Here is a 19,597-nt window from a genome sequence, read left to right on the forward strand (position 1 = left end):
GGACAAGTCCAGAGCCGACGTCGACCGACTGGCCGGAGGACAGCGCCATGACGAACCCGTATCCGGATCCCGTTCCGCCGGGGCCCACTCCGGGGCCCACACCAGGTCCGGACCCGGAGCCCCCACAGCCGCACCCCGACCCGGTGCCGCCACCGAGCCCGGGCCCGGAACCGACCCCGCCGCCTCCGCCTCCGGGGCCCGGCCCGGAACCCACGCCGCAGCCCCCGGGCCCCGGCCCGCAGCCGACACCGCAGCCGCCGGGGCCTCCCGAGCCCTCGCCGTCACCGATCCCGCCGGGACCGGAGCCGGTGCCCAACCCGGAACCGGGACCGCCCCTCACCTGAGGGACACCCGGGCCGACCAGGCACAACCAAGGCGAAGGGGCCGGTGGACGAGCCTCACCGCGGCCTCACTCACCGCGATCTCACCGCGATCTCACCACGGCCGTCCACCGGCCCCTTCGGCCTGCCACCGCCCCGCTTCGCGTTACGCCGTGACCTCCGACCGGTCCCCGCCCCACAGCGTGTGGAACGCGCCGTCCCGGTCCGTCCTCCGGTACGTGTGCGCGCCGAAGAAGTCCCGCTGCCCCTGTGTCAGCGCCGCGGGCAGCCGCTCGGCGCGCAGTGCGTCGTAGTAGGCGAGGGCGGCGGCGAAGCCGGGCGTCGGCACGCCCTGCCGGGTCGCGGCGACCAGGACCTCGCGCCAGTCGTCCTGGGCGGCGGCGATCTCCTGCGCGAACGTCTCGTCCGACAGCAGGCTCGGCAGGTCGGGACGGGCGTCGTACGCGGCGCGGATGCGGTCCAGGAAGGCCGCGCGGATGATGCAGCCGCCGCGCCAGATCGCGGAGACCGCGCCCAGGTCGATGTCCCAGCTGTACTCCTCGCTGCCCGCCGCGATCTCGTGGAAGCCCTGCGTGTACGACACGATCTTGGACGCGTACAGAGCCTGCTCCACCCGGTCGGCGAAGGCGCTCGCCTCGGCCTCGCTCAGCGCCGACGCCTTCGGACCCGCCAGCCCGCGCGAGGCCTCCCGCAGCGCCGCGTGCCCGGACAGGGACCGGGCGAAGACGGCCTCCGCGATACCGGACACCGGCACGCCCAGGTCCAGCGCGATCTGCACCGTCCAGCGGCCCGTGCCCTTCTGCTCCGCCTGGTCGACCACCACGTCCACGAACGGCTTGCCGGTCTCCGCGTCCACGTGCGACAGCACCTCGGCGGTGATCTCGATCAGGTACGAGTCCAGCCGGCCGGTGTTCCAGGTGCGGAAGATGTCGGCGATCTGCGCGGGGGAGTACCCGGCGACGTCGCGCAGCAGCTGGTACGCCTCGCCGATCAGCTGCATGTCGGCGTACTCGATGCCGTTGTGCACCATCTTCACGAAGTGCCCGGCACCGTCGGGGCCCACGTGCGTGACGCAGGGCGCCTCGTCCGCCGCCTTCGCGGAGATCTTCTCCAGCATCGGGCCCAGCGACCCGTACGACTCCTTCGAGCCGCCCGGCATGATGCTCGGGCCGTGCAGCGCGCCCTCCTCGCCGCCGGAGATGCCGGTGCCGACGAAGTGGATGCCCTGCTCGCGCAGTTCGCGTTCCCGGCGCCTGGTGTCCGCGAAGTGGGCGTTGCCCCCGTCGATGATCATGTCGCCCGGCTCGAGGAGCGGGGCGAACTCCTGGATCACCGCGTCGGTCGGGTCACCGGCCTTGACCATGATCACCAGGCGTCGGGGCCGCTCCAGCGCCGCCACGAACTCCTTGGCGGTCTCGGTCGCGACGAAGTCGCCCTCGCCGCCGAACTCCTCCACCAGCGCGTGCGTGCGCGACGCCGTCCGGTTGTGCACCGCGACCGTGTAGCCGTTGCGGGCGAAGTTGCGGGCGAGGTTGCGGCCCATGACCGCGAGACCCGTGACGCCGATCTGCGCTGTAGTGCTCATTGGGATGGCTCCTAGTGACCTTGGTGTCTGTGGTGCCGGTCGTGTCCGCCAGTATGGCCGGTTCCGCCCCGTGACCATCCTGACGTGCCCGTTCGCCGGTCGCACTTTCTGGCCCGGCGGACTCCAGTACGCACGGAACGCGTCCCGCGCCTCAGCGGGCGGACGCCGCATCCGGCCAACCGGCATCCATTCCGCGCCACTTGGCGGGACGAACCGGCCGATTGCCGTCTTGTCATGGCCTGTTCGCGGCGCTTACTTTTGCCCCTCCTGACGCAATGTCGAGGGGGACCTCCATGGCCGTACGCGGCCGGCACCGCCGGTATCAGCCGAACAGGATCAACCGCGCCTCACTGACCGTCACCGCGGGCGGCGCGGGTCTGGCCCTCCCGCTCGTCGGTACCGGTACGGCCCAGGCGGCCGACGTGGAGACCTGGGACAAGGTCGCCGCCTGCGAGTCCACCAACGACTGGGACATCAACACCGGCAACGGCTACTACGGCGGGTTGCAGTTCACGCAGTCCACCTGGGAGGCCTTCGGCGGCACCCGGTACGCCCCGCGTGCCGACCTGGCCACCAAGGACCAGCAGATCGCCATCGCCGAGAAGGTGCTCGACGGACAGGGACCCGGCGCCTGGCCGGTGTGTTCGCAGCGGGCCGGACTGACCCGGGGCGGCGACACGCCCGACATCCGGCCGGCCGGGGGAGCGGGGGACGAGAAGTCCGCCGGCACGCCCGCCAAGAAGTCCGCCGAGAAGCCCGCCAAGAAGCCCGCCGCCAAGGCGGACTCGGTGAAGGACATCCAGCCGCAGACCACGCCGCAGTCCCGGGCCGGCAAGGGCCGCATGTACACGGTGGTCACCGGCGACACCCTCTCCGGCATCGCCGACAGCCACCGGGTCGGCGGCGGCTGGCAGGGGCTGTACGAGGCCAACCGCGACGCCATCGGATCGGACCCCGACCTGATCCTGCCGGGCCAGCGCCTGTCGCTGCGCGGTGGGACGGCGGGCACGGCCCCCCGCACCGACTCCGGGACCGCCCAACCGCGGCCGAAGCAGGAGAAACCACAGGAGCGGGAGAAGCCGCAGAAGCAGAAGCAGGAGAAGCCGCAGCAGGAGCGGGAGCGGGAGCAGCGGAAGGCCCCCAAGAAGTCCTCCTCCGACAGCGGCACCAGCAAGGCCAAGACCAAGACCAGCGAGGACAAGGCCACCACCCACCGCGCCGTCGTCGCTCCCGTCGACGGCGCCGTCGGCACGCCCTACCACCAGTCGGGCTCCTCCTGGTCGAAGGGCTACCACACCGGCGTCGACTTCCCCGTCCCCACCGGCACCTCGATCAAGTCGGTCGCGGCCGGCCGGGTCGTCAGCGCGGGCTGGGGCGGTTCCTACGGGTACCAGGTCGTCGTCCGGCACGGCGACGGCCGCTACTCGCAGTACGCCCACCTCTCGGCGATCTCCGTCCGGGACGGACAGTCGGTGGGCGCCGGCCAGCGCATCGGACGCTCCGGCTCCACCGGCAACGTCACGGGCCCGCATCTGCACTTCGAGGTGCGGACGGGGCCCGGCTTCGGTTCCGACGTCGACCCGCTGGCGTACCTGCGGGCCGGAGGGGTCAGGATCTGACCCGGACGCGGTGCGGGCTGAACACGGGCGGCGGCACGAACGGGCCGCCGTAGAAGGGGCCGTAGGAGAGCGGGGCGTCATCGCTCTCCGCCCGGCTCCGTGCGGCGTACAGCTCCTTCGCGGGCTCCTTGGCGGGGGTGGCCGCCGGCACCGGCGGTGACCCCGGGGACGGCACCAGGACCTTCTCGGACAACCGCGCCACCGGAACGCCCGCCGCCTCCGCCGCGACAGCTGCCGGAACCGGACCCGTCGGTACCCCGACCGGACCCGTCGGCACCGCGACCGGCTCCGCCCCGTCCGCGGCGGGAAGGGCCGCGGGCTGCTCGGCGGCCCGTGTCCCGCCCTCCCCGGCGGAGGCCGACTCCCGTGCGATCCGCTCCGTCGTCAGCAGGATCAGTCCGCCCGCCGCGACCACGCCGCAGCTCAGGGCGAGCGCGGTGCCGGTGGTGCCGTAGCGGAAGGTTTCGCCGAACATCGTGATGCCGACCACGGCGGCCACCACCGGGTTCACCACCGTCAGCGTGGCGAGCGGGGCGGCGAGGCCGGCGCCCCGGTAGGAGGCCTGCGACAGCACCATGCCCGCCGTGGCGAGCACGCCGATCACGGCCATGGACGGCAGGTCGGCGGCGGACACCCCGCCGCTCCAGTCGACCGCGACCGTCTTGGTGAAGACCGAGGACATGCCGAACGCGATGCCGGACGCGACCGCCAGCAGGATGCTGCGGACCGCCGGGTGCCGGTGCACGGCCCGGGCGGCGATCATCAGCGCGACGATCACCGCGCCGGTGACGACGGCCGCGCCGATCCGCTGTGCCGTGTCCAGCGACTGCGCGTCGGCCGCGCCGACCAGGGAGAGCAGACCGGCGAGGCCGACCGTGGCCATGAGCGCGCCGCGCCAGGCCGTCGCACCGGCCTTGCGGCCCACGAACAGCGCCGCCATGGGCAGCGCGAAGACGATGGTCAGCGCACCCAGCGGCTGCACCAGGCTGAGCGGACCGAGGGCGAGCGCCACGACGTGCAGCAGGCCGCCGAGGCCGTTGAGCGCGACCGCCGCCCACCAGCCGGGCCGGCGCACCGGGGCGTACTGAGCGGCCGAGGAGGACGCCGCGACCTGCTCCTGCACGATCGCTCCGCCCGCGTACGCCACGGCGGAGACGAGCGACAGCAGCACGGACAACGCGAGGGCGCTCATCGGCTGATCCTCTGCGTGAGGCGGGGGCACTGGGCCCGGCGCGGCGAACGGTCGTCTTCCATGGACAACACGATGCCGCCTCAGGGTCTTCCCGTCGTCGTCCCTGAGACTTCATTGGGTCCTACTACCGATGGAGTACGACGACCCCGCCGTCCTCCCCAGGGTGGGCGACTTTCGTCAGGTACCCCTGGTCGCGACCCCTACGGGCCTTGATAGTACTGCTCTCCGTGGACCTCGACCCCGCCCTCGCCGTACTCCGCCCGCTCGGCGGCTTCTTCGTCCTGCACGCGTCCCGGCCGTCGCCGCCCCGGCCCCTTCCCACCCTCGCGCACGCCTATGCACCGGATTACGGGGACACCGGCCCGGACGTTCATGTTCCGGTACCGCCCGGCCCGCCGGCCGACCTCCTGGCCGACCCCCTGGCCGACCCCCTGGCCCACCGCGTCCGGAAGGTGGCGGACGCCCTGCGCGCCCCCGAGGCCCGGGTCGCCGCCTCCGTCGCCCAGCAGGGACTCGCGGCCCGCCTGTGGTCCGTGGCGCTGGCCTGCGCCGCCCTCACCGGCCGGGTCCCCGACCTCGCCCCGGGCCTGCTGCGCTGGGACCCCGACGCCGGCGCGCCCGACGACCTCTGGCTCGCCGAGGTGCGCTCCCGGCCGGCGGACACCGCCACCCTCGCGGACGCCGTGCTCACCGCCCACCTGGCGCCCCTGACGGCCGCCGTGCACGACAGGTACGGCGTCGCCACCGGGCTGCTGTGGGGCAACGCGGCCTCCGCGCTGGCCGGCGCCGGCCGGGAACTGGACCGCTGGGCCCGCCGCCACGGCCGTACGGACACCGCCGAGCGGGCCGGGGCCCTGACCGCCGGACTGCTCGCCCACCCCCTGCTCGCCGGGACCGGCACCCTCACCGGCACCGCCTTCCGGCGCCGCAGCTGCTGCCTCTACTACCGGGTGCCCGGAGCGGGCGTGTGCGGCGACTGCTGCTTCCCGCGGCCGCCGGGATCGCGCCCGCCGGGATCCTCCCGGTCTCCGCAGGCCCCGCGCTCTTCCTAAGGCGCCGCGTCTGGGTGACCATGAAGGGACCAGCCGCGAAGACGGGAGGTTCCGGGTGCGTGTGGGACTGCTGACCCGGGAGTACCCGCCGGACGTCTACGGGGGCGCGGGTGTCCACGTCGAGTTCCTCGCCCGGGAACTCGCCCGCCTCGTCGACCTCGACGTGCACTGCTGGGGCGAGGGCCGCACCGACGGCGTGCTGCGCCACCGCCCCTGGTCCGCGCTCGACGGCGCCAACGACGCGCTGCGCACCTTCTCCGTCGACCTGGCCATGACCGCCGCCCTCGAAGGCCGCGAACTGGTCCACTCCCACACCTGGTACGCCAACCTGGGCGGCCACCTCGCCAAGCTCCTGTACGGCATCCCGCACGTGGTGACCGCCCACTCGCTGGAGCCCCTGCGCCCCTGGAAGGCCGAGCAACTCGGCGGCGGCTACGAGCTGTCCGGCTGGGCCGAGCGCACCGCCGTCGAGTCCGCCGACGCCGTCGTCGCCGTGTCCGGAGCGATGCGCGAGGACATCCTCGGCTGCTACCCCGCCCTGGACGCCGCCCGCGTGCACGTCGTGCACAACGGCATCGACACCACCCTCTACCGGCCCGACCCCGGCACCGACGCCCTGGACCGGATCGGCCTGGACCGCTCCCGCCCGTACGTCCTGTTCGTCGGCCGCATCACCCGGCAGAAGGGCGTCCCGCACCTGCTGCGCGCGGTGCGGGACATCGATCCGGCCGCGCAGGTCGTGCTGTGCGCCGGCGCCCCCGACACCCCCGAGATCGACCAGGAGTTCCGCGACCTCTACGCCGGGCTGAGCCGCGCCCGCGAGGGTGTGCACTGGATCCCGCGCATGCTGCCGCGCCCGGAGGTGATCCAACTGCTCACGCACGCCGCCGTGTTCGTCTGCCCCTCCGTGTACGAGCCCCTGGGCATCGTGAACCTGGAGGCCATGGCCTGCGGCACCCCGGTCGTGGCCTCCCGGGTCGGCGGTATCCCCGAGGTCGTGGCGGACGGTGAGACGGGCGTGCTCGTCCCCAGGACCGAGGGCCGGGACGGAGAGTTCGAGGCGGGCCTCGCGCGGGCGCTGGACTCCGTCCTCGGCGACCCGGCGACCGCCCGGCGAATGGGCGAGGCGGGCCGCGAGCGGGCGGTGGAGGAGTTCGGCTGGGACGCGGTCGCCCGCCGCACGGTCCGGCTCTACGAGGAGATCCTCAAACAGGCTTAGGCGCCCCGCCCCGGGGCAGCCGAGGGTGAACGAGGGTGAGGGGAGCGGCCCATGCGTCGTGGAGGTCCTTCGGTGCTCGGCATCGTGCTGGCGGGCGGAGAGGGCAAGCGCCTGATGCCCCTGACCGCGGACCGCGCCAAACCCGCGGTCACCTTCGGCGGCACCTACCGGCTGGTCGACTTCGTGCTGTCCAACCTGGTCAACGGCGACATCCTGCGGATCTGCGTCCTCACGCAGTACAAGTCGCACTCGCTGGACCGGCACATCACCACCACCTGGCGGATGTCCAGCCTGCTCGGCAACTACGTCACCCCGGTCCCCGCGCAACAGCGCCTCGGCCCGCGCTGGTACCTGGGCAGCGCCGACGCGATCCTCCAGTCCCTGAACCTCGTGCACGACGAACAGCCCGAGTACGTCGCGGTCTTCGGCGCCGACCACGTGTACCGGATGGACCCGCGGCAGATGGTCGCCCAGCACATCGAGTCCGGCGCCGGGGTGACCGTCGCCGGGATCCGCGTCCCGCGCGGCGAGTCGTCGTCCTTCGGCGTGATCACTCCCGGTTCCGACGGCCAGACCGTCACCGAATTCCTGGAGAAGCCCGAGAACCCTCCCGGACTCGCCGACGACCCCGAGTGCGTCTTCGCCTCGATGGGCAACTACGTCTTCACCACCAAGGCCCTCGTCGAGGCCCTGTACCGGGACGCCGAGGACGAGAACTCGGTGCACGACATGGGCGGTTCGATCCTGCCCCAGCTCACCGACCGGGGCGAGGCCGCCCTCTACGACTTCAGCGCCAACCACGTGCCGGGGGAGACCACGCGGGACCAGGGCTACTGGCGGGACGTGGGCACCCTCGACGCCTACTACGACGCCCACATGGACCTGATCGCCGAGCGGCCGGCGTTCAACCTCTACAACCGGGACTGGCCGGTCTACACCCACTCCGCGCAGCTCTCGCCCGCCCGCTTCAACGCCGGCGGCATCGCCAGCGAGTCGATCATCAGCGCGGGCTGCCTGATCCGCGGGCAGGTCACCCGCTCCGTGCTCTCGCCGGGCGTGGTGGTCGACCCGGGTGCGGTGGTCCAGGGCTCGGTGCTGCACGACAACGTGCACATCGGCCGGGGCGCGGTGGTGCGCGGGGCGGTGCTGGACAAGAACGTCGACGTGCCCCCGGGAGCGACGATCGGCGTCAACCCGGACCGGGACGGCGAGTTGTACACGGTCTCCAAGGGCGGCGTGATCGCGCTCGGCAAGGCGCAGCGGGTGCCGTGACGGCCGGGGCGGCCGTCACACCTGGACACCGTCCGGGGCTGTTGTCATGTCCCTGGACGCCAAGCGGAATCCGTGCTGTCATGCCTCTGCTGCTGTTACATCGATGTATGACATCGATGTCCTGAGCCATCGGCCACCACCCGTTCCCAAGGAGAGGGTCCGTGCGCACCAAACGACTCAGAGACAAACTCGCGCTGCTGCTCGTCGCCGCGCTCGGCGCGGCGGGCCTCGCCGCCGTACCGGCCGCGCACGCGGCGGACGCGGCCGCCGACGAGATCCAGGGCCTGAAGGGCGAGTACTACACCCAGTCCGCCCCCGGCGCCTTCGACTTCCACGAGCTCAAGGCCACCGGCTTCGACCCGCAGGTCGACTTCGGCACCCTGGAGCCGCGACTCGCCTTCGCCACCGGGCAGTCGGACGACGTCAGCGTCCGCTGGACCGGCAAGCTCGTCCCGGAGAAGAGCGGCGCCCACACCTTCTCGATCACCGGCGACAACGGCTTCCGCCTCTGGGTGGGAGGCCGGCTCGCCGTCGACCACTGGGTCGACGACTGGGACCGCGAACAGACCTCCGCGCCCGTCGAGCTGACGGCGGGGCAGTCCTACGACATCAGGCTGGAGTACTTCGAGCACTTCGGCGGCTCCAACCTCCACCTGCGCTGGACCGAGCCCGGCGGCGCCAAGGAGGCGATCCCGCAGTCGGCCTTCCGCCTGCCCGACGGCTTCGACTACAACGGCGCCACCGCGACCACCGTCCAGTCCACCGGCCGCACCCTCCGGCTGGACTTCGCCAGCCCCCTCGCCGCCGCCCCCGACGGTCTCACCGACCACCTCGAAGCGGTGATCGGCGGCGCCAAGTGGCCGCTCGGCGAGACCAGGGTCGACCCGGCCGACCCCAGCGCCCTGCTCGTCGCCCTCGGTGAACCCGTCGTCGGCAACAAGAACGGCGACGCGCCCGGCACCGCCGACGTCCGCTACGACGGCGAAGGCGGCCTCACCGACGCCGAAGGCAACGTTGTCAACGCCTTCTGGAGCAGCGGCGGCAACCACTCCACCTACGAGCTGCGCACCGACTGGGCCGACGAGGTGGGACCGGACAACGCCCTCCCGGAGTACCCGCGCCCGCAGTTGACCCGCGACGAGTGGCGGAACCTCAACGGCCGCTGGCAGTTCGCTGCCGCCGAGGCCGGCGAGAGTCCGCCGGTCGGCAAGAACCTGAAGGAGCGCGTCCTCGTCCCGTACCCGGTGGAGTCCCAGCTCTCCGGCATTCAGCGGCACGAGGACCGCATGTGGTACCGCCGCACCTTCACCGTGCCCCGCGACTGGCACATCGGCTCCGGACAGCGCCTCAAGCTCAACTTCGGTGCCGTCGACTGGCAGTCCGAGGTGTACGTCAACGGCACGAAGGTCGCCGACCACAAGGGCGGTTACGACAAGTTCAGCGCCGACGTCACCGACGCGCTGAAGCCGGGCCGCACCCAGGAGCTGATCGTCGGCGTCTACGACCCGACCGACGCGGCGGACGGCGAGAACCCGCCGGTCGGCAAGCAGCGCCTGGACCCGAGCGGCATCTGGTACACGCCCAGCTCCGGCATCTGGCAGACGGTCTGGATGGAACCGGTCGCCCGGGACCACGCCGAATCCCTCGAGCTGACCCCGCACGTCGACGGGGCGGCGGGCACCCTGACCGTCGAGCCGAAGGGCGTGCGCGACGGCGTACCGGTCAGGGCGACGGCGTACGCCGGACACCGCAAGGTCGCCACGGTCAGCGGCCGCACCGGCGAGCCGCTCACCCTGAAGATCCGCGACCCGCGCCTGTGGTCGCCCGACGATCCGTTCCTGTACGACCTGAAGGTCACCGTCGGACACGACCGCGTCGAGAGCTACTTCGGGATGCGCTCCATCGCCGTCGAGAAGGTGGACGGCGTACCGCGCACCATGCTCAACGGCGAACCGGTCTTCATGATGGCCACCCTCGACCAGGGCTTCTGGCCGGACGGCCTGCACACCGCCCCCACCGACGAGGCCCTCGCGTACGACCTCAAGCTGCACAAGCGACTCGGCTTCAACTCGGTGCGCAAGCACATCAAGGTCGAACCCGACCGCTGGTTCTACTGGGCCGACCGGCTGGGCCTGCTGGTGTGGCAGGACATGCCCGCGATGACCGCCGGGAAGAACCCGTCGACCGCCGCCCGCGCCGAGTACGAACGCGAGATGAAGGAGATGATCGACGAACACGTCAGCCACCCGTCGGTCATCATGTGGGTCACCTTCAACGAGGGCTGGGGCCAGTACGACATCAAGCGCGTCGCCGAACAGGCCAAGGCCTGGGACCCGACCCGCCTCGTCAACAACCAGTCGGGCCTGAACCTGGGGGCCGACGGCGGCGCCGGCGACCTCATGGACGAGCACGGCTATCCCAGCCCCGCCCTGCCACCGTCCCCGGACGGCGAACGCGCCCTGGTCACCGGCGAGTACGGCGGCCTCGGCCTCGCGGTGCCCGGACACGCCTGGTCCGTGCAGCAGTCGTACGTCGACGTCGACCCGGAGACGTACACGGACGACTACCTCACCAAGCTCGACGAGGTCCGCGCCCTGGTCTGCCGGGGCAGCAACGGCGCCGTCTACACCCAGATCTCGGACGTCGAGGGCGAGCTGAACGGTCTGACGACGTACGACCGCAAGGTCCTCAAGCCGGACGTCGAGCGGGTGAGGGCCGCCCACGAGGCGCTGATCCACGACGCGTCGCAGCCCGCCCCGGCGGGCTGCACCGGCTGAGCGCCCGCACCACGAACCGCACCGCAGAACCTCCGGAGGGCACCGCACATGAGAGTCACCCGGCGTCTGCGCCTGTGCGTGGCCGGGGTGGTGGCAGCGTCCGCGCTGCTCACCGCCCCGGCGGCACAGGCCGCCCCGACGACGGACCAGCACCTGACCGACCTGGTGAACCCGTTCATCGGGACGGAGAACGAGGGCAACACCTATCCCGGCGCCGCCGTGCCCTTCGGCATGGTGCAGTTCTCGCCGGACACCGGCCACAACACCGGCTACGACCACTCCGACACCCACATCCGCGGCTTCTCCCTGGTCCACCTCTCCGGCGTCGGCTGTGGCCTCGGCGGTGACCTGCCGGTGCTGCCGACCACCGGCGACGTCACCGAGACGGACTACGCGAAGTACGCCGCCTCCTTCAGCCACGACGACGAGGAGGCGAGTCCCGGCTACTACCGCGTCGGCCTCGACTCCGGCGTCGACGCGGAGCTGACCGCCACCGAACGCACCGGAGTGCAGCGCTACACCTTCCCGGCCACCGGCAAGGCCAACGTCCTGCTCAACGCGGGCCAGTCGCTGCACAAGAACATCTCCACCAAGGTCGAGGTGCTCGACAGCCGCACCGTACGGACCGCGATCACCGGCAGCGGCTTCTGCCAGGACACCGAGCCCTACACCCTCTACACGATCACCCGCTTCGACCGGCCCTTCGCCTCCCACGGCACCTGGGACGACGGCACTGTGACCGCGGGCTCGAAGACCGGCGGCGACGGGGCCTACGTCCGCTTCGACACGACGAAGGACCGCACCGTCGAGGCCACCACCGCCCTGTCCTACGTGGACGCGCGGGGCGCCGCGCTCAACCTGCGCGCCGAGGGCGGGCGCTCCTTCGACGCCGTGCGCCACGGCGCGCAGCGCACCTGGGAGAAGCGGCTCGACGACGTCCGGGTCCGGGGCGGCGACGACACCCTGCGCCGCACCTTCTACTCGTCCCTCTACCGGTCCTTCCTCGCGCCCAACATCGGCAGCGACGTCGACGGCCGCTACACCGGCTGGGACCAGGAGATCCACCGGGCCAAGGGCTTCACGTACTACCAGAACTGGTCCCTGTGGGACACCTACCGCACCCAGTCCCAGCTCCTCGCCCTCCTCGCGCCCCGTGAGGCGCGGGACATGGCGATCTCCGTCATCAAGATCGACGAGGAGAGCGGCTGGCTGCCCAAGTGGGGCTACGGCACGGTCGAGACCAACATCATGACCGGCGACCCGGTGACGCCCTTCCTCACCAACGCCTACCAGCAGGGCCTGCTGCACGGCTGGGAGGAACGGGCCTACCGCGCGCTGAGGAAGAACGCCGACGGGGTGCCGCCCGCTGACTCGCCGGCCGTCGGCCGGGAGGCCAACCGCGAGTACCTCGCCGACGGCTTCGCGCCGTACGTCAAGGGCCGCCCGCACGCCAAGCCCGGCGACTCCGACTACGACCACGGCGCCTCCGCGACCCTGGAGTACGCCCTGTCCGACGCCATGCTCTCCCGCATGGCCCGCGACCTCGGCCACGACGACGACGCGAAGCGGTACGCCGAGCGGGCCGGGAGCTACCGCCACGTCTTCGACGCCTCGACCGGCTTCTTCCGCGCCCGCGACGCCGACGGCGCGTTCACCGGCCCGGCCGACCCCGCGCAGAGCGAGGGCTTCCACGAGGGCACGTCCTGGCAGTACCAGTGGCTGGTGCCGCAGGACCTGCCCGGCATGATCGACCTCATCGGCGGGACCGAGGCCGCCAACGACCGGCTCGACTCCTTCTTCGCCTACGACCAGCTGCTCGCGGACCCGGAGAAGACCGCCCGCGAGGTGTGGGTGAACGGGCCGTACGACTACTACAACGCCGACAAGTACAACCCGCAGAACGAGCCCGACCTGATCGCCCCGTACACCTACCTGTCGACCGGGCAGCCCTGGAAGACCACCGACGTGGTGCACGCGGCGCTCACCCTGTTCACGGACACGCCGACCGGCATGACCGGGAACGACGACCTCGGGACCATGTCCGCCTGGAACGTGCTGTCCTCGATCGGGATCTTCCCGATCCAGCCCGGTTACGACACCTGGGGCCTGTCCACCCCGGTCTTCGACCGCGTCGACCTCACCCTCGACCGCCGCTACTACCCGCGCGGCGCCCTGACCGTCACGGCGCCCGGCACCTCGGACACGGACCGGTACGTCCAGTCGGCCCGCACCGACGGCGCGGCCTTCGACCGGACGTACCTCACGACCGACGCCCTGCGCTCCGTCCGGTCGCTCGCGTTCACGGTCGGCCCGCACCCGTCCGGGTGGGGAACCTCGGCACAGGCGGTGCCACCGCCGCTGACGTGAGCACAGACGCCCCATGAGTCCCAGCAGTCCCGCCCCTGCCAAAAGGGGCGGGACTTTAATCTCCTGTTAACTGTGCGTAGCTTGATCGTACTTGACCGTAATCGGCGGAGGACGATTGACTGCTTGTTCATCCGTCCTGTCCCTCCGTCCCGTCCATCCGTCGACGCGTCGTCCCTGCGAGGCAGACCCTTGACTCCCGATCCGCTCGCTCCCCTCGACCTGGCGTTCTGGAACATCGAGTCCCCCGAGCACCCCATGCACCTCGGCGCGCTCGGTGTCTTCGAGGCCCAGTCGCCCACCGCCGGCGCCCACGCGGCCGACCTGCTCGCCGCCCGCGCGCCCGCGGTGCCCGGACTGCGGATGCGGATCCGGGACACCTGGCAGCCGCCGCTGGCACTGCGCCGGCCGTTCGCGTTCGGCGGCGCCACCCGCGAACCCGACCCGCGCTTCGACCCGCTCGACCACGTACGGCTGCACGCCCCGACCACGGACTTCCACGCCCGGGCCGGCCGCCTGATGGAACGCCCCCTGGAACGCGGCCGCCCCCCGTGGGAGGCGCACGTCCTGCCGGGCGCGGACGGCGGCTCCTTCGCCGTGCTGTTCAAGTTCCACCACGCCCTCGCCGACGGCCTGCGCGCCCTCACCCTCGCCGCGGGCGTCCTCGACCCGATGGACCTCCCCGCCCCCCGGCCCCGCCCCGAGCAGCCCCCGCGCGGGCTCCTGCCGGACGTGCGCGCCCTGCCGGACCGGCTGCGCGGCGCCCTGTCCGACGCGGGCCGCGCCCTGGACATCGGGGCCGCCGCGGCCCTGTCCACCCTCGACGTGCGCTCCTCGGCCGCGCTCACCGCAGAGTCCTCCGGCACCCGCCGCATCGCGGGCGTCGCCGTCGACCTCGACGACGTGCACCACGTCCGCAAGACCACCGGCGGCACCGTCAACGACGTACTGATCGCGGTCGTCGCCGGCGCCCTGCGCCGCTGGCTGGACGAGCGCGGCGACGGCAGCGAGGGCGTCGCGCCCCGCGCCCTGATCCCCGTCTCCAAGCGCCGCCCGCGCACCGCCCACCCGCAGGGCAACCGGCTCTCCGGGTATCTGATACGGCTTCCGGTAGCCGACCCCGACCCGCTGTCGCGCCTCGACACGGTCCGGGCCGCCATGGACCGCAACAAGGACGCCGGACCCGGCCGGGGCGCCGGAGCCGTCGCCCTGCTCGCCGACCACGTCCCGGCGCTCGGCCACCGCCTCGGCGGGCCGCTCGTCTCGGGCGCCGCCCGGCTCTGGTTCGACATCCTGGTCACCAGCGTCCCGCTGCCCAGCCTCGGGCTGAGGCTCGGCGGCCACCCGCTGACCGAGGTCTACCCGCTGGCCCCGCTGGCCCGCGGCCACTCCCTGGCGGTGGCCGTCTCGACCTACCGCGGGCAGGTCCACTACGGGCTGGTCGCGGACGCGAAAGCGGTGCCCGACCTCGACCGGTTCGCGCTCGCCCTCGCCGAGGAGGTGGAGACGTTGCTCACGGCGTGCGGTCCCTGACCCCGGCGGGTTTGGTTCCGGGCCCGGCGCTGAATAAAATCCGCTGTTCGACAGCGGTCGCGTCATGGAGCGCCGCGACGGTGACCAGGGAACGGCAGCGGCGATGACGGTGACACAGGACGGTGCGGCGAGCACGGACGAGGCGGTGTACGGCCCCGGGATCGACCCGGAGCGGCTGGCCGTCTGCCTGAGCGTGCTGGAGGAACTCGACGGGCTCGACGTCGACCACCCGGACGCGATCCGGGTGCGCCGGGCCACCTCGCACATCTACCGCATGGTCAAGCAGCGCCGACGCCAGGACCGCCGGGCCGCCAAGACCGCCCACGACAAGGCGGTCACCGAGGCCACCGCCACGGGCTCCGCCGAGCGCATCGACGACGAGACGGAGGGCCTGCTGCCCTCCTCCCGCACCGAGCAGGGGCGGATCGCCGGGATACTGCAGCGCCCCCGCTCCTGCTACATCTGCAAGCAGCGCTACGTCGAGGTCGACTACTTCTACCACCAGCTCTGCCAGACGTGCGCCGCCGAGAACCGAGAGCGCCGCGAGGCCCGCGCCGACCTCACCGGCAAGCGCGCGCTGCTCACCGGCGGCCGCGCCAAGATCGGCATGTACATCGCGCTGCGGCTGCTGCGCGACGGCGCGCACACCACGATCACCACCCGTTTCCCCAAGGACGCCATCCGCCGCTTCAAGGCCATGGACGACTCCGCGGACTGGCTGCACCGCCTGGAGGTCGTCGGCATCGACCTGCGCGACCCCGCGCAGGCGGTGGCCCTGGCCGAGCGGGTCACCGAGCCGGGCCCGCTCGACATCCTGATCAACAACGCCACGCAGACCGTGCGGCGCCTGCCCTCCGCGTACGCCGCGCTCGTCGAGGGCGAGAGCGCCCCGCTGCCCGCCGGTGAGCTGCCCGCCCACCACGTCATCGGCGCCTTCAACTCCGGTGCGGTGGACGGGATCACCGCGCTGCCCGTCGGCACCTCCGGGCTCGACGCGCAGAAGGTGGCCGACCTCGCCCTGGTCGCCGGCCACGCCAGCGTGGTCCGGCACCGCGAGGGCACCGCCATCGACGCGGGCGGCCTCGTTCCGGACGTCGTCGACTCCAACACCTGGGTCCAGACCATCGAGCAGATCTCCCCGGTGGAGCTGCTGGAGACCCAGCTGTGCAACTACACCTCGCCGTTCATCCTCATCAGCGCCCTGCGGCCCTCGATGGCCGAGGCCGCGCGCCGGGCGTCCGCCGGGCGCGCCTACGTCGTCAACGTCTCCGCGATGGAGGGGGTGTTCGCCCGCGGCTACAAGGGCGCGGGCCACCCGAACACCAACGCGGCCAAGGCCGCGATGAACATGGTGACGCGGACCAGCGCCCAGGAGATGTTCGACACCGACCGGATCCTGATGACCTCGGTGGACACCGGCTGGATCACCGACGAACGTCCGCACTACGACAAGCTCCGCCTGGCCGAGGCCGGCTTCCACGCCCCGCTCGACCTGGTCGACGGCGCGGCCCGGGTCTACGACCCCGTCGTGCGCGGCGAGGCGGGCGAGGACCTGTACGGCGTGTTCCTCAAGGACTACGCGCCCGGCAAGTGGTGACCAGAGGGCCGGACAGGCCCTAGTCGACGGCCCCCAGCCGCGAGTTGCGGGCCGCCGTCAGTTCCAGCACCGTGCGCCAGTCCTCCAGGACCCCGGCGTCGAAGACGGCGGTGCGCGCCTCCTCGGCCGCCTGGTGCAGGCCGGCCAGGTCGTCGTCGTGCGCCCACGCCTCGGAGTGGGCGGGCCGGCGCAGCAGCCGGGCGACGCGCGCGCCGAGCAGCGGCCGCACCGCGGCGGCGGTCCGGACGTCGGGGGCGCCGGGCCACAGCAGCCGGCCCACGGGCGCCACCAGGCCGGCGACCTGGAGCTCCTTGTCGGCGGGTCGGCGCCGCCGCAGCAGCGCCGCGGTCCGCAGCGCGTGCCCGTGCAGGTCCACGGTCTCACCGCCGTACTCCCCGGACCGCTCGCCCCGGCAGGCGTACAGCAGGTCCATCAGCTCCTCGACGCTGCGCAGTTCCATGTCCCGGTCCTCCCGCGAGACAGCCGTTGCCGACGGGCAGCAGACCATGGCGAGCTTGCGCCGCAGCCAACGGCGACTGAACGGCGCGACCGTGGCCGCCGACATTCGAAGGAGCGGTCGGCGGTTGGGCCGAACGGGTGAGCATCGCACCGTGCGGAAGGGGGCGAATCCCGGCAGACTGGGGCCAACTGTGCGCGGAACGAAGGGCAATGGTTCTCCCATGTTTTGAGCCCCATAGAGCGCACCCCCGCTCATTTGGTTAATCTGGATCGGACGGACGCCAGCACAGGGCACTACCCACACCCGAGGTCCGTCTGGGGGCGAGCCGGTTCACAACGGTCTGCTCTCCTGCGAGGTACCGGCGCCACCGCGTCTGTAGTGCATCTCGACCCACACCCGAGCGGGGGCCTGGTGCCGGACGGAAGACTGGCCGACAGGCCCCGAGGGTGATCCGACACATAAGGAGTGCGCGGTGACACCGGAGACGACGACGAGCCCAGAGCAGCGCCCCAAGGAACGCACCGAGCGTGCGCGCCGCCGGCCCGGCGAGATCGGCAGCCTCGACGTGTGGGCGCGGTCCGCCCCGATCCGCCTCGCGGGCTACGAGGACGACCTGGCCGAGCCCCACATCCTGCCCAGCGTGGACTGAGCCCGCGCCGCCCCGAGGCAGCCGCCGGACGCATGGGCGTGCGAGACTCACGCCCATGCTGATCAGGGAAGCCGCACCCGGCGACTGGCCGCGCATCTGGCCCTTCTGGCACCGCATCGTCGAGGCCGGCGAGACCTACGCCTGGGACCGGGACACGTCCGAGGAGGACGCCCGGTCCCTGTGGATGAACCCCGCCAAGCGCGTCTACGTCGCCGAGAACGAGAGCGGCGCCGTCGTCGCCTCCGCCTACCTCACCCCCAACTACGGCGGCCCCGCCGCCCGCGTCGCCAACGCCGGCTTCATGGTCGACCCGGACCGGGCCGGCCGCGGTACCGGCCGGGCCCTCGCCGAACACGTCCTGGCCGCCGCCCGCGCCGAGGGATACCGGGGCATGGTCTTCAACGCCGTCGTCGAGACCAACCCCGCCGTGCGGCTGTGGACCTCGCTCGGCTTCACGATCCTGGGCACCGTGCCGGACGCCTTCGACCACCCGCGCCACGGCCGCGTCGGCCTGCACATCATGCACCGCGCCCTGTAGACCGCCCCGTGTCGGTCCACCGCCCCGTCACTCCACCGGGGCCGTCCGCCGCCAGGGACGCAGCGCCTCGATCCGCTCCGCCAGCTCCAGCAGCGCCGCCTCCGACCCGGGGCGCCCCACCAGCTGGACGGCGCAGGGGGCGCCCGACGGCAGGGAGCCGACCGGCACCGTCATGGCGGGCCAGCCGGTGAGGTTCCACGGCGGAGTGAAGGGCGAGTACGCCGAGTTGGCGGCGATGTTGCGCAGCCAGCCCCGCTCGTGCCAGGGGCCCGCCTTGGGGGAGCGCCGGGCCAGCGCGGGCGTGAGCAGGACGTCGTACTCCGCGAAGAACGGCTCCAGGCGCCCGCGCAGCGCGTCACGTGCCGCGCCGGTGGTGACCCTGCGCACGAAGGGCCGCCCGAGGGCCGCGTGCACCCGGGTGCGCCGGGCCAGCAGCCGCCGGTCCAGGTGGCGAGCGTCCACCGAGGTGCCCGCCGTCCAGTGGGTCAGCGCGGTCACGCCCAGCGACGCCGGATAGGACGGGTCCGCCCGCCGCACCAGGTGCCCCGCCCGCATCAGCACCCCGGCGGCCTCCCGGACGGCGTCCGCGTAGGGGCGGGAGACGGTGACGCCCGCCAGGGGGCTGCGCAGGGAGGCGGCGACGCGCAGGGCGTCGGAGTCCGCCCGGCGCGGCGGGGCGGTGTCCGCGAGGACGGCGAACATGAGGCGGGCGTCCTCGACGGTGGTGGCCAGCGGCCCGTTCTCGGACATGCCGAACCAGTCGCCCTCGCCGATGCCGGCCGGCACCACGCCGTGGCCCGGCTTGAGGGTGACCAGACCGCAGTTGGCCGCCGGTATCCGCAGCGAGCCCATGCCGTCGTTGCCCAGCGCGAGCGGCACCATCCCGGCGGCGACCGCGGCGGCGCTCCCGCCCGAGGAACCGCCCGCGGAGCGGGCCGGGTCCCACGGGTTGCGGACCGTGCCGTGCACGCCCTCGCTGGTGCCGAACACGCACAGCTCGGGCACGTTGGTCAGGCCCACCACCACCGCGCCGGCCGCCCGCAGCCGCGCCACGGTGACGTGGTCGGCCCCGGCCGGTGTGTCCGGGGTCGCCGCCGAACCGACCCGGGTGGACTCGCCGCGCACCGCGAGATTGTCCTTGACCGCCACCGGCACGCCGGCCAGCGGCAGTTCGCCCAGATCACCCCGGGCGCCGGTCTCCTCGGCCTCGGCGAGCGCCGCCTCGGCGCGCACCGTGCGGAAGGCGCCGACGCGGCCGTCGAGCCGCTCGATCACGGCCAGGTGCTCCGCCACCACCTCGCGGGGGGTGGTCCGCTTCTCGCGGACGGCGGCGGCGATCTCTGCGGCGGTGCGGCCTGCCCAGTCGGTCACGAGGGCTCCTCAGGGTGCGGTGGATCGG

General features: G+C 72.9%; 14 protein-coding genes. 10 read left to right on the plus strand and 4 right to left on the minus strand.

The features are described from left to right. Positions 1–486 precede the first annotated feature (486 nt). Positions 487–1,926, minus strand: coding sequence for an NADP-dependent phosphogluconate dehydrogenase (gene gndA, locus ACFC1X_RS13150; protein WP_376352244.1), 1,440 nt, complete (start codon positions 1,924–1,926; stop codon positions 487–489). A gap of 293 nt (positions 1,927–2,219) precedes the next feature. Between gndA and ACFC1X_RS13155 the strand changes: the two genes are divergently transcribed. After that, positions 2,220–3,545 carry a transglycosylase family protein gene (locus tag ACFC1X_RS13155; RefSeq protein ID WP_376352247.1) on the plus strand — a complete coding sequence of 442 codons (1,326 nt, stop codon included), beginning with the start codon at positions 2,220–2,222 and terminating at the stop codon, positions 3,543–3,545. On the opposite strand, the gene ACFC1X_RS13160 is transcribed toward ACFC1X_RS13155, so the two are convergent. Continuing rightward, positions 3,535–4,737, minus strand: a complete 1,203-nt coding sequence (locus ACFC1X_RS13160; RefSeq protein WP_376352250.1) for a DMT family transporter — start codon at positions 4,735–4,737, stop codon at positions 3,535–3,537. The genes ACFC1X_RS13155 and ACFC1X_RS13160 overlap by 11 nt on opposite strands. A 227-nt stretch (positions 4,738–4,964) precedes the next feature. Here ACFC1X_RS13160 and ACFC1X_RS13165 point away from each other — a divergent pair, with 227 nt between their 5' ends. The 7 genes from ACFC1X_RS13165 (at position 4,965) to ACFC1X_RS13195 (ending at position 16,551) form a co-directional block, all read left to right on the plus strand. Continuing rightward, the gene (locus tag ACFC1X_RS13165) at positions 4,965–5,789 is read left to right on the plus strand and encodes a (2Fe-2S)-binding protein (RefSeq protein WP_376352253.1); all 825 of its coding nucleotides are present in this window, start codon (positions 4,965–4,967) and stop codon (positions 5,787–5,789) included. Between the two features lie 55 nt (positions 5,790–5,844). Continuing rightward, positions 5,845–7,008, plus strand: a complete 1,164-nt coding sequence (gene glgA, locus ACFC1X_RS13170; protein ID WP_376352256.1) for a glycogen synthase — start codon at positions 5,845–5,847, stop codon at positions 7,006–7,008. Between the two features lie 51 nt (positions 7,009–7,059). After that, positions 7,060–8,280, plus strand: a complete 1,221-nt coding sequence (glgC, locus tag ACFC1X_RS13175; protein ID WP_376352259.1) for a glucose-1-phosphate adenylyltransferase — start codon at positions 7,060–7,062, stop codon at positions 8,278–8,280. Between the two features lie 161 nt (positions 8,281–8,441). Then, a complete protein-coding gene (locus ACFC1X_RS13180; protein ID WP_376352262.1) occupies positions 8,442–11,057 on the plus strand; it encodes a PA14 domain-containing protein in 2,616 nt (871 codons plus the stop codon). A 48-nt stretch (positions 11,058–11,105) separates the two neighbouring features. Then, positions 11,106–13,424, plus strand: a complete 2,319-nt coding sequence (locus tag ACFC1X_RS13185; protein ID WP_376352265.1) for a GH92 family glycosyl hydrolase — start codon at positions 11,106–11,108, stop codon at positions 13,422–13,424. Between the two features lie 189 nt (positions 13,425–13,613). Further along, positions 13,614–14,954 carry a wax ester/triacylglycerol synthase family O-acyltransferase gene (locus tag ACFC1X_RS13190; protein ID WP_376352268.1) on the plus strand — a complete coding sequence of 447 codons (1,341 nt, stop codon included), beginning with the start codon at positions 13,614–13,616 and terminating at the stop codon, positions 14,952–14,954. Between the two features lie 103 nt (positions 14,955–15,057). Further along, positions 15,058–16,551: an SDR family NAD(P)-dependent oxidoreductase gene (locus tag ACFC1X_RS13195; protein ID WP_376352271.1), complete on the plus strand. Its 1,494-nt coding sequence runs from the start codon at positions 15,058–15,060 to the stop codon at positions 16,549–16,551. A 19-nt stretch (positions 16,552–16,570) separates the two neighbouring features. On the opposite strand, the gene ACFC1X_RS13200 is transcribed toward ACFC1X_RS13195, so the two are convergent. After that, positions 16,571–17,011, minus strand: coding sequence for a hypothetical protein (locus ACFC1X_RS13200; protein ID WP_376352273.1), 441 nt, complete (start codon positions 17,009–17,011; stop codon positions 16,571–16,573). A 472-nt stretch (positions 17,012–17,483) separates the two neighbouring features. On the opposite strand from ACFC1X_RS13200, the gene ACFC1X_RS13205 reads away from it, so the two are divergent. Continuing rightward, positions 17,484–17,660 (plus strand): hypothetical protein, encoded by a 177-nt coding sequence (locus ACFC1X_RS13205; protein ID WP_122615378.1) that lies wholly within the window; start codon positions 17,484–17,486, stop codon positions 17,658–17,660. Between the two features lie 55 nt (positions 17,661–17,715). Next, positions 17,716–18,198, plus strand: coding sequence for a GNAT family N-acetyltransferase (locus tag ACFC1X_RS13210; RefSeq protein ID WP_376352277.1), 483 nt, complete (start codon positions 17,716–17,718; stop codon positions 18,196–18,198). Between the two features lie 27 nt (positions 18,199–18,225). Here the strand turns inward: ACFC1X_RS13210 and ACFC1X_RS13215 are convergent, their stop codons facing one another. Further along, positions 18,226–19,569, minus strand: coding sequence for an amidase (locus ACFC1X_RS13215; protein ID WP_376352279.1), 1,344 nt, complete (start codon positions 19,567–19,569; stop codon positions 18,226–18,228). Positions 19,570–19,597: the final 28 nt, after the last annotated feature.

The sequence above is a fragment of the Streptomyces sp. NPDC056128 genome (assembly GCF_042263835.1).
GTDB lineage: Bacteria > Actinomycetota > Actinomycetes > Streptomycetales > Streptomycetaceae > Streptomyces.